We start from the raw sequence: 12,703 nt of genomic DNA, 5'->3' as shown, positions 1-12,703 counted from the left end.
ACGGTGGCCGGATATTGATCGGAATGCCGGCCGGCTTCACGTCGGAATCCGCAGAGAACGCGCCCGTCCTCGATAGAAAGCTCTCTCGTCTTGTCGAGGATGAGCGCTTCGGGAATGACATGGTCGAACTCGACGACCTTGCCGGAGACATTGAGGCCGCAGCCTTCGCAGCGGATGCAGCCGCGCTCATCCATGGCTCGCTTGAGCATGGCGACCTTCTGGCTGCGGGTGAACTCGCGGCGCCCACCCATCAGGCGGCCTCCAGCCGCCCGTAGGCGGCGACCTGCGCGACGATCCGATCGAGTTCCTCGTTGAACTGTGTGACGGCTGTGCTGAGCTCAGTGATGAACGCTTCGTCGCGATGGGCCCGGGTGATCATGATCGGCAGGCCTGGCCAATAGATTGCCAGGTCGATCCAGTCGCGCTCGGCGATCCAGAGCTGTCCCTGACACTGCGCCTTGTGCTCCGATGGGAACTCGCCCTTGAGCAGAGCCTCAATCAGGAGATGCGGCAGCTTGGTCTTGATCTCGAGCAGGCCGCCCTGGCCGATCAGCGCATCGGGCGAGGCGCCGGCTCGCCCGCGGCGCAAGAACCCGACGGTCTCGCACTCCAGGCTCGTGACGAAGCTGTAGGCGCTGCGGGCTTCCTCCTCCATCAGCTTGCCGCGGTCCATATGCGCTGAGGTGAAGCCCTCCATCACCTCTCCGGTCAGGCGTTCGCCAGCGAGCTTGTAGAGATAGGTCTGTCGGGTCCGGCTCTCGGCCCCGCCGCGTCCCTTGGTCAGGATCGAGGCGAACTCGGACGCGGTCGGGATGCCCAGGCGCGCTTGCGCCCATTCCGGGGAGCCTTGGGTGCAGTTGATGATTTCGAGCATGGTCAGGCCCGTTCCTTCCTGGCGTTGAGCATCACCAGCGCCTGCCGGAAGCGGCGCGCCGGCAGTTCGGCAAAAGCCTTGATCTTGAAGAAGCGCAGCAGGGCCTCGCGCTCGCCGCCGACCTCGTCGATCAGCGCAAGAAGCTCCCGGGTTTGCTGGCGGGTGATGGTCTCGCCCGACCCTGCGGCCTTGCCGTCATCGTCGTCTGCGGCCGCGAGCCCCAACGCCGCCTTCAGCGTCATCCGCTGCAAATAGGTCAGCGTCGATCCGATCGCCTGGATCGGGTTCTTCTCGCCGCTATGATCGGCGCCGGCCGAGAGGCTGTTCTCCTCGCTATGACCGTCACGGTGCGAGATCACGCAGGTGATGCTCACCCTTTCGCCGTCACTGCTCGAGCGGAAGCGGTAGGCCAGCCCGTGCCGCGCCAGGATTGGCCCGACCGCGCGCGCGATCTCGGCCAGGTCCTCGTGGCGGTAATGCTTGGCTCCGATACTGCCGATCTGGGTCTTCGCGATCACGGGGAGCTCGGCCTTGGCGGCTGCGAGGGCAGCTTCGAAAGCGCGGCGCGCATCATCCAGGCGGCTGCGTTCATGCAAGCCGATCAGCTGAGACAACACATGTTGGTCGGCGCCGCGGTCCAGCGCAGAACTCAGCAGACTCAGCGGGGTGATCGTGAGGGCAGGGCGAAGCTCGCTGAGCCGAGCGCCTGGGGAGGAGCGCCGATGGCGCAAGGTGCTGGTCATCGCTTGGTCCCCCTGACGAGAGATGCGGTGCGCGCTGACCCGAACCGCCAGGCTCGGTACGCCTGGGCGAGCTCTGCCGGGCTGAGCCTGGACGTCGAAGGCAGGGGCTCCAGGGGCACTTCGCGAGAGAGCGCGTGCGAGGACACGATGAGCGGAATAAGCGAAGTGGGGTGCATGGCGGCCCCTTAGTGAAGCTGCTGATGGGCGGCGGTCGCGGGAGCTTGGTACAGCGAGGTCGTCGCGCCCCTGCTGACATGGTTGCGAAGTAGCCCAGGGCGGCCCGGCGTCGCCAAGGCTTGAAGCCGTTGAAGCGCCGCCAGCTCAGCCTTGGCCTCCGCCCATCCGCGCTTAAGGGACTGAGACAGCACCTGGCGCCGTTGAGCCCGGCTTTGCAGCCCTGAAACCTGGGGGCCAGCCTGCCGCATGGCGTAGCGCAGGATGCCCGGCTTGTAGAAAATGAGCTTGTGCTTGAACTCCAGGATCAGGGTCATCATCGTCCTCCAGCGACGAAAATCGTCGGTGACGGACGGTTCCCTTCCTGTCGGGCTACCAGTCAACTGGAATAGTCGACACTCGACGAAAAGCGTTGATCAGGCTATGCCGACAGCATGATCACGCCAGCCCAATGCCGCGCCGCCCGCGCGCTCCTCGACTGGAGCCAGCAAGACCTCGCCAAGGCCGCCCATCTCGGACTCTCAACCATCCGCGACTTCGAGAAGGGCAGGCGCGTGCCGACCTATAACAACCTGCGGGGGATCGAAATCGCGCTGGTGGAGGGTGGTGTCGAGGTCGGGGAAGAGCGGTCAAGCGTCGCGTTGAATAAGAGCCAGAAGGAATGCTAACGCGCTAAGCTACGACGCTTTCGAGAGTAATTTAGCCCTGTGCGGATGTCGTGAGGAGCGTACTACCCTTCGAGGTCACCGGCGATGCGCAGGAGATATTGGCCATAATCACCTTTAGCGAGCTTTTCACCCAAACGCATCAACTGCGCCGCCGAAATCCAATCCCGCCGCGCGGCGATCTCCTCCGGACAGGCGATGCGTAGGCCCTGGCGGCTTTCCAGCGTGCGGACGAACTCGCCGGCTTCCAGCAGGCTGTCCGGCGTGCCCGTATCCAGCCAGGCAAAACCGCGCCCCATCGATTCAACCGAGAGCGCGCCGCGTTCGAGATAGATGCGATTGACGTCGGTGATCTCGAGTTCGCCACGCGGCGAGGGCTTGAGGCTCCGGGCGATCTCCACGACCTCGGCATCGTAGAAATACAAGCCCGTGACGGCCCAGTTCGACTTCGGGACCTTCGGCTTCTCCTCGATCGAGATCGCCTTGCCGGCCTTGTCGAATTCGACCACGCCGTAACGCTCGGGGTCGCGGACATGATAGGCGAAGACGGTCGCGCCGCTGCTGCGGGCCGTCGCCCGCGCCATCATCTCCGGCAGGCTGTGGCCGTAATAGAGATTGTCGCCGAGGATCAGGGCGGAGGGTTCGCCGGCAACGAACCCGGCGCCGATCTGATAGGCCTGCGCCAGTCCGCCGGGATGCGGCTGCTCGGCATAGGTCAGGCTCATGCCCCAGTCCGAGCCGTCGCCGAGCAGGCGCTGGAAGTTCGGCAGGTCGTGCGGGGTCGAGATGATCAGCACCTCGCGAATGCCGGCGAGCATCAGCGTCGAGAGCGGATAGTAGATCATCGGCTTGTCGTAGACAGGCAGGAGCTGCTTCGACATTGCCAGCGTCATCGGGTGCAGTCGGGTGCCGGAACCGCCGGCCAGGATGATGCCCTTCATCGTTGCTGGTCCTTGCCTTGATCCTTGAGCAGCCGCGCGACGCAGGGCCGGAGCGAGCTTTGCCATTCGGGCAGCCGCACGTCATGGGCAAGCGCGAGCTTGCCGCAATCGAGCCTGGAATTCGCGGGTCGGCGTGCCGGCGTCGGGTAATCGGCCGTTGCGATGCGCTTGACCCGGACCGGCTGGCCGCCCTGCCGTTCACGTTCCGCGAAGATCGCCTCCGCGACATCGGCCCAAACGGCCTCGCCCGCGGCGCTCATATGGAAGACGCCGCGTAGCGAGGCTTCGTCCTTCCGGTCGGTCAGGTTGCGCGCGACGGCGAAGATCGCATCGGCGATGTCGAGCGCGCTGGTCGGGCAACCCGCCTGGTCGGAGACGACGCCGATCTCGTCGCGCGTCTCGGCGAGGCGCAGCATCGTCTTGACGAAGTTCTTGCCGAAGGGACTGTAGATCCAGGCCGTGCGCAGGATGGCGTGGTCGCCGGTGGCCGCCGCGACCGCCTGCTCGCCGGCAAGCTTGCTCGCGCCATAGGCCGAGATCGGGCCGGTCGCGTCGTCCTCGCGATAGGGCCGGTCGAGCGCGCCGTCGAAGACATAGTCGGTCGAAAGCTGGATCATCGGAATGCCCAGTGCCGCCGCGGCGCGTGCCGCTTCGCCGGCCGCTTCACCGTTGACGCGCATGGCAAGCTCGGGCTCGCTCTCGGCCTGGTCCACGGCGGTATAGGCGGCGGTGTTGACGATGACGTCCGGCCTCGCCGAACGCAGGGCCGGCGCGACCGTCTTCGGGATGGCGAGGTCGAGGTCCGGCCGGCGCAGCGCGATGACTTCGACGCCGACCGGTACGCGCTCCAGCATGGCGCAGACGACTTGGCCGGTCCAACCGGTAACGGCGATGCGGAGTGTCATCAGTCGAAATAACGCAGCATCTCGGCTAGGCGCGGATGCTTGCGGTCCTTGTCGGAGAGGGTGAGGCCGGAGAGCGGCAGGCGCCAGTCGATGCCGAGCGCCGGATCGTCGAAGGCGAGCCCGTGGTCGTTCTGGGGGGCGTAGGGAGCGGTGACCTTGTAGAGCACCTCGGTATCCGGCTCGAGCGTGACGAAGCCATGGGCGAAGCCGACGGGGACCAGCAACTGCTTCCAGTTCTCGGCGGAAAGCTCGACCGCGACATGCTTGCCGAAGCTCGGGGACGAGGTGCGGATATCCACGGCGACATCGAGGATGCGGCCGCGCGTGACCCGCACCAGCTTGTCCTGTGCGAAAGGCGCTGACTGGAAATGCAGGCCGCGCAACGTGCCGACCGGGGCGGACAGCGACTGGTTGTCCTGGACGAAGTCGAGATCGATCCCGGCATCCGCGAAGGCCTTCCGGCTCCAGGTCTCCGAGAAGAAGCCGCGATGGTCGCCGAACTTCTTCGGTGTGACGATCTTGACGGCCGGGATGGCCGTTTCCTCGACGCTCAGCATGCTCGGATCTCCGCTCAGGCCGCGCCGAGGCGTTCGCCGCGATAGACGCCGGACCGGATATCGCCCCACCAGCCGGGATTGGCGAGATACCATTCGACGGTACGGCGCAGGCCCGTCTCGAAGGTCTCCTTCGGCACCCAGCCAAGCTCGCGGCCGATCTTGCCGGCATCGATCGCATAGCGCGCATCATGGCCCGGCCGGTCGCTGACATAGCTGATCAGGCGCTCGCGCGAACCCTCGGGATCGGGACGGAGCTCGTCGAGCAGCGCGCAGATGGTCTTCACCACCTCGATATTGGTCTTCTCGTTATGGCCGCCGATATTGTAGCTCTCGCCCAACTTGCCGGTGGTCGCGACGGTCAGCAGCGCGTCGGCATGGTCGTCGACATAGAGCCAGTCGCGCACATTGAGCCCGTTGCCGTAGACCGGCAGCGGCTTGCCCTCGAGCGCGTTGATGATCATCAGCGGAATCAACTTTTCGGGGAAGTGATAGGGCCCGTAATTGTTCGAGCAGTTGGTCATCACCACCGGCAGACCATAGGTGTGGTGCCAGGCCCGGACGAGGTGATCGGAAGCCGCCTTGGAGGCCGAATAGGGCGAATTCGGTTGATAGGCCGTGTCCTCGTGGAAGAAGCCGTCGGCGCCCAGCGAACCGAAGACCTCGTCGGTCGAGATATGGTGGAAGCGGAAGCGCCCCTTGCGATCGTCCGGCAGTACCCGGAAATGGCGCAGCGCCTCCTGAAGCAGGGTGAAGCTGCCGACGACATTGGTCTCGATGAAGGCGGCCGGGCTGTCGATCGAGCGGTCGACATGGCTCTCGGCCGCAAGATGCATGACGATATCGGGCTGGAAATCGGCAAAGATCGCCTTCATCTGCTCGCCGTCCCCGATATCGGCCTGCTCGAACCGGTAACGGTTGCTGCGCGAGACCGGCTCCAGCGAGGCGAGGTTGCCGGCATAGGTCAGCTTGTCGACGACGCAGACCTCATGCTCCGTCTCGCCGATCAGCTTGCGCACCACGGCCGAGCCGATGAAGCCGGCGCCGCCGGTCACGAGAAATCTCAGGGACATCCGAGGCAATCCTGAAACGATGCAGAGCAGAGATCGGGAATCGAAGCGGGCAAGGCAAGCAATCCCCTGCGAATGACAGCACGCCTGTCCGGATCGCTCGATATCACCGTCGGCGTCAACTCGTTTTCCTTGTTTACCTTACGACGCTTCCCGCGAAGCATTTCTACGCGACAGCAGAACGACGGAAACGAGGCAAGAAGAGAGCCAATGCGTGGCTTGCAGCTGCTCACGCTCTTTCGAGCGCGATGGCGATGCCCTGGCCGACGCCGATGCACATGGTAGCCAGCGCACGCTTCTTACCGGTGAGCGAAAGCTCCAGCGCAGCCGTGCCGGTGATGCGGGCGCCGGACATGCCGAGCGGATGGCCGAGCGCGATCGCGCCGCCATTCGGATTCACGAAATCCCCGTCTTCCGGAATGCCGAGATCGCGCAGTACGGCGATGCCCTGCGAGGCGAAGGCCTCGTTCAGCTCGACGATGTCGAAATCGGTGGGCTTGAGACCCAGCCGCTCGCAGAGCTTGCGCGTCGCCGGGATCGGTCCGAGGCCCATGACGCGGGGCGCAATGCCGCCGGTGGCCCCGCCGAGCACGCGCGCGATCGGCGTCAGCCCGTATTGCGCGGCCGCCTTCTCGGAGGCGATGATCAGCGCCGCCGCGCCGTCATTGACGCCGGACGCATTGCCGGCCGTGACGGTGCCGCCTTCCTTGCGGAACGGCGTGCCGAGCTTCGCGAGCTTCTCCAGCGTGGTATCGCCGCGCGGGTGCTCGTCGATCTCGACGCGAATGGGATCGCCCTTGCGCTGCGGGATCAGGACCGGAACGATTTCCTTGCCGAGGCGGCCGTTCTGCTGGGCGGCGACCGCCTTGAGTTGCGAGCGCAGCGCGAAGGCATCCTGGTCGGCGCGGCTGATATGGCAATCGGCGGCGACGTTCTCGCCGGTCTCTGGCATGGAATCGATGCCGTACTGCGCCTTCATCAAAGGATTGACGAAGCGCCAGCCAATCGTGGTGTCGTGGATTTCGGCATGACGCGAGAAAGCGCTGTCGGCCTTGGGCAGGACGAAGGGCGCGCGCGACATGCTCTCGACGCCGCCGGCGATCATCAGTTCGGCCTCGCCCGCCTTGATCGCGCGCGCCGCGGCGATGACCGCATCCATGCCGGAGCCGCAAAGCCGGTTGATCGTCGTGCCCGGCACCTCCTTGGGCAGGCCGGCCAGCAGCAGCGACATGCGCGCGACATTGCGATTGTCCTCGCCCGCCTGGTTGGCGCAGCCATAGATCACGTCGTCCACGGCACCGAAATCGACGCCGGGGTTGCGCTCGACCAGCGCCTTCAGCGGCACGGCGCCGAGATCGTCCGCCCGGACGGAGGAGAGCGAGCCGCCGAAGCGGCCGATCGGGGTGCGGACATAAGCGCAGATGAAAGCTTCGGTCATGTCGTCAAGTCCTGTCTCGAAGGCGGTGCTGATCGGCTCAGATGCGATAGAATTCCCGATACCAGGCGACGAAGCGAGCGATTCCTGTCTCGATCGGCGTATCCGGCCGGAAATCGACGCGGGCGGCCAGATCGGCGACGTCGGCATAGGTCGCCTGGACGTCGCCGGGCTGCGCGGGCAGGTGCCGCTTGATCGCATTGCGGCCGCAGGCGGCCTCGATGGTCGCGATGAAATGGTCGAGGCGCACCGGCGTGTGGTTGCCGATATTGTAGAGGCGCCAGGGCGCGGCGGCCGTGGCCGGGTCTGCCTCTGCCAGTCCTGCATCCGGATTCGCCTGCGGCGGCAGGCCCGCCAGCCGCACGATCGCTTCGCGGATATCGTCGACATAGGTGAAGTCGCGGCTCATCGTCGCCTCGTCATAGACGTCGATCGGCCGGCCTTCGAGGATCGCCTTGGTGAACTTGAAATAGGCCATGTCCGGCCTGCCCCAGGGGCCGTAGACCGTGAAGAAGCGCAGGCCCGTCGTCGGGATGCCGTAGAGATGGGCATAGGAATGCGCCATCAATTCGTTCGCGCGCTTGGTCGCCGCATAGAGCGAGATCGGGTGGTCGGCGCCGTCATGCTCGCTGAACGGCACCTTGGCATTGGCGCCGTAGACCGAGCTCGACGAGGCGTAGACCAGATGGTCGACCGGGTTGTGCCTGCAGGCTTCGAGGATCGACAGGAAGCCGTCCAGATTCGAAGAGGCATAGGCGCGCGGGTTCTCGAGCGAATAGCGCACGCCCGCCTGCGCCGCGAGATGGACCACGACCTGCGGCCGGAAGCCGGCGAAGGCCGCGAGCACGGCGTCGTAATCGGCGATATCGATCGGTACGAAGGAAAAACCGTTGCGAGCGAGGAGCCGGTCGAGCCGGGCCTGCTTGAGGGCCGGGTCGTAATAGGGCGTGAGGTTGTCGATGCCGAGGACCTCGATGCCCTTGTCGAGAAGGGCCTGGGTCACATGGAAGCCGACAAAGCCGGCCGCACCGGTCAAGAGCACGCGTTCGAACGAAGGGGCCTGGTTCAACTGGGCTTCCCGTAGAGCGGTTGCGGGCGCGTCGCGTCCCGTACGAAATGTCCGTGCCGGCGATCCTGGCTGGCCTGACGATCCTAGCGTGTCTGCGCCGCCGCGAAGGCGAGGTTTTCGGCGAGCAGCGCTTCAGCCGCTTCCGGCGTTGGCGCTTCGACATAGACACGCAATTCTGGAGCGTTGCCGGAGGCGCGGAAATGCACCGTTGCGCCGTTGCCGAGCGTCAGCCGCAGTCCGTCCCTGCGGTCGCGTGCGGCGACCGCGCCATGAGCTGCGAAAGCCGCGTCGCGAAAGCCGGAATCCTCCGTGTCCAACCGGGCGATCAGGGCCGCCGTCCTGTCCTGCGGGATTTCCTGCAGTCGGTTCGACAACGCGATGGCGAAGCGGGCCTCCGCTGCGATGGCGCTCAATGGCTGCCGCGTGGCGCGGGCCAGAGCGAGCGTCGCGACGATCGGCAGCAGGGCATCGCGCGTCGGCAAGGCAGCCAGGCTCCGGCCGTCGCGCGCGACATCCGAACCGAGCAGAACGCCGCCATTGGCCTCGAACCCGACGATGATCTCTGCGCCTTCGGCCCTGGCCTGTTCCATGCCGGTGATCACATAGGGCGAGCCGACGCGCGTGCGCAGCACCTTCTCGAAGGCACCCGGGCGGTCGAGCGCCGAGTTCGAGGTCACGGGCGTCACGATCGCATCGGCCCCGAGGAAGCGCGCGGTGAGGGCCCCGACGAGATCGCCGCGCAGGAAGCGGCCGGTCTCATCGGCGACCAGTGGACGATCCGCATCCCCGTCAGTCGAGACGATGGCATCGAGCTTGCGTTCGCCAGCCCAGCGCCGCGCCAGCTCCTCATCCTCCGGACGGAGCGCCTCGGTATCGACCGGGATGAAGGTGTCGCTGCGGCCCAGCGGGACCGGTGTCGCGCCGAGCGAGGCGAGCACCTCGCAGATGATGTCGCGTCCGACGGAGGAGTGCTGGTAGACGCCGATGGCGAGCGCCTCCAGCGCAGCGCCGAAGAAGTCGGCATAGCGGTCGCGATAGCCGGAGGCGATGTCGTGCTGGGCCGGTGCGACCGAGACTGGCGGTACGATGGCGAGGGCGAGCGCGTCATGCGCGGCAAGGATGCGCGCCTCGTCGGCTTTGTCGATCTCCCCCCCGGCGCGGTAGAATTTCAGGCCGTTGCGATCGTCCGGGATGTGGCTGCCCGTTACCATCACGGCGGGGCTGCCGGCGGTCATGGCAGCGAGTGCCAGCGCCGGCGTCGGCACGGCCCCGCAATCCACCGGCGTGAGCCCGGCATCCGCGATTGCTTGTGCGACTTGCCTCGCGATGAGCGGACTGGAGGCGCGCAGATCGTGGCCGATCAGAACTTCGCCGCGCGGTCCGACCGCCTTATCCTCTTGCAGCATGGCGCAGAAAGCCCGGACATGGGCGTAGGTCGGCAGGCCGGCCAGCTCCGTCACGAGGCCGCGCAGGCCGGAGGTCCCGAATTTCAGGCTGGTCATGTCCAGAATTGTCCATCGACGAGTCGCTCGGGCGCATAACTAGCCCAGCGAAGCCGTACAAGTCACGCGCTCCCCGGTCGCCTCCATTGTCTCGGGAGGCGATTGCCGTAGATTGACGCTGCAGGCGGCCATGAATGATTCATCGCCCGGTCGGACCCTATGACGGATCGCAGGCTGACGACACGTTTGGCTTTGGTGCTCGTTGCTGCCGCCGCCGCTTCGGCGATCGTCACGCAGTTCGCGCCCGATGACGGCCAGGTCGAGGTCGCCGCGGTGAGCTATGTGCCGGTAACGCCGGTCAAGGTCGAACCGCCCAAGCCGCCGCCGAAAGAGCCCGACTCGTTGCTGGCCCCGCCCCGCCGCGCTCAGCGTCTGGCGATGCCGATCGTGATCGATGGGCAGATCGACCCGCTGGAGGCGACCGCCTTTCGCAACGCGCAAACCCTGATCCGCGCGCGCCATCTCTCCGGGCTGGCACGCGACGCGGTCTGCCATGGCCAGGACGGCTTGCCCTGGAATTGCGGCCTGCAAGCCAGGTCGGCGCTGATCACGGCCTTGCGCTCGGATCGCGTTCGCTGCCTAGCCGCGCTCGACGCGCCGGGCGAGGAGGACAGTTTCCAGTGCTCGGTCGGCGGTCAGGATCTCTCGCGGATGCTGGTCCGCCGCGGCTGGGCGCGCCCCTTGCGGTTGCACGCATCGACCTATGCCGCCGAGCTCGATGCCGCCATGGCGGCGAAGGCCGGCCTGTGGCGCGGAACCTGGCCGCGCGACGAGGACGCGACGTCATCAATACGGAGCGACGCTGCCAGTGCTCGACGCTAGCCGGCTATGCAGATTTGAGCTGGCTTAGGCTGCCGCGCCGACCTCGGCGTCCTCGTCGACCGCCAACATGTCTCCCCTACCGACATCGGTATATGTGAAGCCCTTGGCCCGGACCTGCTCGGCCCGATAGACGTTGCGCAGGTCAACGAGGACCGGTGCTGCCATCGCAGCCTTGACGCGGTCGAGATCGAGCGCGCGGAAGATGTTCCACTCGGTCACGATCACCGTGGCGTCGGCACCCGTCACGCACTCATAGGCATCCTTGCAATAGGTTACCCCGGCCGGCAGCACCGCCTTGGCCTGCTCCATACCCTCGGGGTCATACGCGCGGACCACGGCTCCTCCGTCCAGAAGAGCCGTGATCACCGCGATCGAGGGCGCGTCGCGCATGTCATCCGTGTTCGGCTTGAAGGTCAGGCCCAGCACCGCAATCGTCTTGCCGCGCACCGAGCCGCCGCAGGCCGCGACAACCTTGCGCCCCATCGCGCGCTTGCGCTGGTCGTTCACCGCGGCAACCGTCTCGACGATGCGCGACGGCGTGCCGTAATCCTGCGCGGTCTTGATCAGGGCGAGCGTATCCTTCGGGAAGCACGAGCCGCCATAGCCCGGCCCGGCATGCAGGAACTTGCCGCCGATGCGGTTGTCGAGGCCCATGCCGCGGGCGACGTCCTGGACATTGGCGCCGACCTGCTCGCACAGATCCGCGATCTCGTTGATGAAGGTGATCTTCGTCGCCAGAAAGGCGTTGGCCGCGTATTTCGTCAGCTCCGCCGTACGCCGGCCGGTGTTCAGGATCGGCGCGTTGTTGAGGTAGAGCGGCCGGTAGATATCGGCCATTACGGCGCGGGCCTGCTCGTCGTCGGTGCCGACGACGATGCGGTCCGGCCGCTTGAAATCCTCGATCGCGGCGCCTTCGCGCAGGAATTCCGGGTTGGAGACGACGGCGAAATCGGCATCGGGCCTGAGCTCGCGAATGATGCGCTCGACCTCGTCGCCGGTGCCGACCGGGACCGTCGACTTGGTGACGATCACCGTGTAGCCCTTGAGGGCCTGCGAGATCTCGCGGGTTGCCGCATAGACATAGGACAGGTCGGCAAAGCCGTCCCCGCGCCGCGAGGGCGTGCCGACCGCGATGAAGACGGCATCCGCATCCGCCACCGGCCCGGCGAGATCGGTCGTGAAGGACAGACGCCCCGCCGCCGCATTCGTTCGCACGAGATCCGACAAGCCGGGCTCGAAGATCGGGATTTCCCCGCGCTTCAGCGCCGCGACCTTGCTCTCGACCTTGTCGACGCACACGACGTCATGTCCGAAATCCGCAAAGCAGGCTCCGGAGACCAGGCCCACATAGCCAGACCCAACCATCACGATCTTCATGCGCTGTTCCTAACAGGGGTAAGCGACGTCGCTACGTAAGGTTGTGCCTGCGCGGTGACGTTAATGTCTGAACGAACACATCGTCATCTCGCCGATGCCGATAGGCCTTATGATCGTGCTCTTATCATGGCGCCTGTTCTGCATGCCAGCGAACTTCAGCTTCCGTTGAGAAAATTCTTGCTTTGCTTGTATTAATAGTTAAGATTCTGATAACCATGTTTGTGTGTGGTGTATGAGGGTCGGCGGGATGCTGCCTGTTGATGTCGGTGAGCATTCGGCTGAGGGCAGGCGGGGCGCGTCGAGATTCTCCTTAGGCTATGGTGCCTTGCAGCCTGCGGCGGCAATCGCTGACGCTCTCGCGATCATGATGGTCGGCGGTTGCGCGACTTGGATCTATCAGACGTTCGTCAGGTCGGGCAAAAAGCTTCTCGACATCAATTTCCTTAGCGTCGCGTTGATGACTGCGGTGATGTTCGTCACGCTGTCCTATTTGATCGGCGACTACGAACCAAAGACATGTTGTAGCCCCCAAAAGCCCGGACATTTCTCACGGTGCTGCATGGGCCGCGATG

The 12,703-nt window shown here is 65.7% G+C and carries 15 protein-coding genes; 3 read left to right on the top strand and 12 right to left on the bottom strand.

The features are described from left to right. The 4 genes from ACODTJ_RS28435 to ACODTJ_RS28420 all read right to left on the bottom strand — a co-directional run. On the bottom strand, positions 1–251 hold a 251-nt coding region (locus ACODTJ_RS28435; protein WP_488851508.1), incomplete at its 3' end, for a hypothetical protein. Beyond that, positions 251–874, bottom strand: coding sequence for a lambda exonuclease family protein (locus ACODTJ_RS28430; protein ID WP_488851506.1), 624 nt, complete (start codon positions 872–874; stop codon positions 251–253). The genes ACODTJ_RS28435 and ACODTJ_RS28430, both read right to left, overlap by 1 nt. A 2-nt stretch (positions 875–876) precedes the next feature. Continuing rightward, on the bottom strand, positions 877–1,491 hold the full coding sequence (locus tag ACODTJ_RS28425; RefSeq protein ID WP_488851504.1) for an ERF family protein: 615 nt from the start codon (positions 1,489–1,491) through the stop codon (positions 877–879). A gap of 311 nt (positions 1,492–1,802) precedes the next feature. Further along, positions 1,803–2,111: a hypothetical protein gene (locus tag ACODTJ_RS28420; RefSeq protein ID WP_488851502.1), complete on the bottom strand. Its 309-nt coding sequence runs from the start codon at positions 2,109–2,111 to the stop codon at positions 1,803–1,805. Positions 2,112–2,225: 114 nt separating this feature from the next. Between ACODTJ_RS28420 and ACODTJ_RS28415 the strand changes: the two genes are divergently transcribed. Continuing rightward, positions 2,226–2,459, top strand: coding sequence for a helix-turn-helix domain-containing protein (locus ACODTJ_RS28415; protein WP_488851500.1), 234 nt, complete (start codon positions 2,226–2,228; stop codon positions 2,457–2,459). 62 nt (positions 2,460–2,521) lie between these two features. Here ACODTJ_RS28415 and rfbA read toward each other — a convergent pair whose 3' ends face one another. The 7 genes from rfbA to ACODTJ_RS28380 all read right to left on the bottom strand — a co-directional run bounded on the left by rfbA (position 2,522) and on the right by ACODTJ_RS28380 (position 9,938). Then, a complete protein-coding gene (gene rfbA, locus ACODTJ_RS28410) occupies positions 2,522–3,397 on the bottom strand; it encodes a glucose-1-phosphate thymidylyltransferase RfbA (protein WP_488851498.1) in 876 nt (291 codons plus the stop codon). Then, positions 3,394–4,302 (bottom strand): dTDP-4-dehydrorhamnose reductase, encoded by a 909-nt coding sequence (rfbD, locus tag ACODTJ_RS28405; RefSeq protein WP_488851496.1) that lies wholly within the window; start codon positions 4,300–4,302, stop codon positions 3,394–3,396. Before rfbD ends, rfbA begins: the two co-directional genes overlap by 4 nt. Beyond that, positions 4,302–4,859 (bottom strand): dTDP-4-dehydrorhamnose 3,5-epimerase, encoded by a 558-nt coding sequence (rfbC, locus tag ACODTJ_RS28400; protein ID WP_488851494.1) that lies wholly within the window; start codon positions 4,857–4,859, stop codon positions 4,302–4,304. The genes rfbD and rfbC overlap by 1 nt, the downstream gene beginning before the upstream one ends. Before the next feature lie 14 nt (positions 4,860–4,873). Next, entirely contained in the window at positions 4,874–5,929 is a 1,056-nt protein-coding gene (gene rfbB, locus ACODTJ_RS28395; RefSeq protein WP_488851492.1) for a dTDP-glucose 4,6-dehydratase, read from the bottom strand. A gap of 226 nt (positions 5,930–6,155) precedes the next feature. Continuing rightward, complete coding sequence (pcaF, locus tag ACODTJ_RS28390) at positions 6,156–7,364, bottom strand: 3-oxoadipyl-CoA thiolase (protein WP_488851490.1); 1,209 nt, start codon at positions 7,362–7,364, stop codon at positions 6,156–6,158. Positions 7,365–7,401: 37 nt separating this feature from the next. Continuing rightward, positions 7,402–8,430 carry an NAD-dependent epimerase gene (locus ACODTJ_RS28385; RefSeq protein WP_488851488.1) on the bottom strand — a complete coding sequence of 343 codons (1,029 nt, stop codon included), beginning with the start codon at positions 8,428–8,430 and terminating at the stop codon, positions 7,402–7,404. Positions 8,431–8,513: 83 nt separating this feature from the next. Continuing rightward, complete coding sequence (locus tag ACODTJ_RS28380) at positions 8,514–9,938, bottom strand: phosphomannomutase (RefSeq protein WP_488851510.1); 1,425 nt, start codon at positions 9,936–9,938, stop codon at positions 8,514–8,516. A 153-nt stretch (positions 9,939–10,091) separates the two neighbouring features. Here ACODTJ_RS28380 and ACODTJ_RS28375 point away from each other — a divergent pair, with 153 nt between their 5' ends. Continuing rightward, entirely contained in the window at positions 10,092–10,754 is a 663-nt protein-coding gene (locus ACODTJ_RS28375) for a thermonuclease family protein (RefSeq protein WP_488851486.1), read from the top strand. A 24-nt stretch (positions 10,755–10,778) separates the two neighbouring features. On the opposite strand, the gene ACODTJ_RS28370 is transcribed toward ACODTJ_RS28375, so the two are convergent. Beyond that, positions 10,779–12,131: a UDP-glucose dehydrogenase family protein gene (locus tag ACODTJ_RS28370; protein WP_488851484.1), complete on the bottom strand. Its 1,353-nt coding sequence runs from the start codon at positions 12,129–12,131 to the stop codon at positions 10,779–10,781. Positions 12,132–12,378: 247 nt separating this feature from the next. On the opposite strand from ACODTJ_RS28370, the gene ACODTJ_RS28365 reads away from it, so the two are divergent. Next, the coding region (locus tag ACODTJ_RS28365; RefSeq protein WP_488851482.1) for a hypothetical protein at positions 12,379–12,703 on the top strand (325 nt) is incomplete at its 3' end.

The organism is Allobosea sp. FG18 (assembly GCF_057809495.1).
This window is presented reverse-complemented; position numbering and strand designations above follow the sequence as displayed.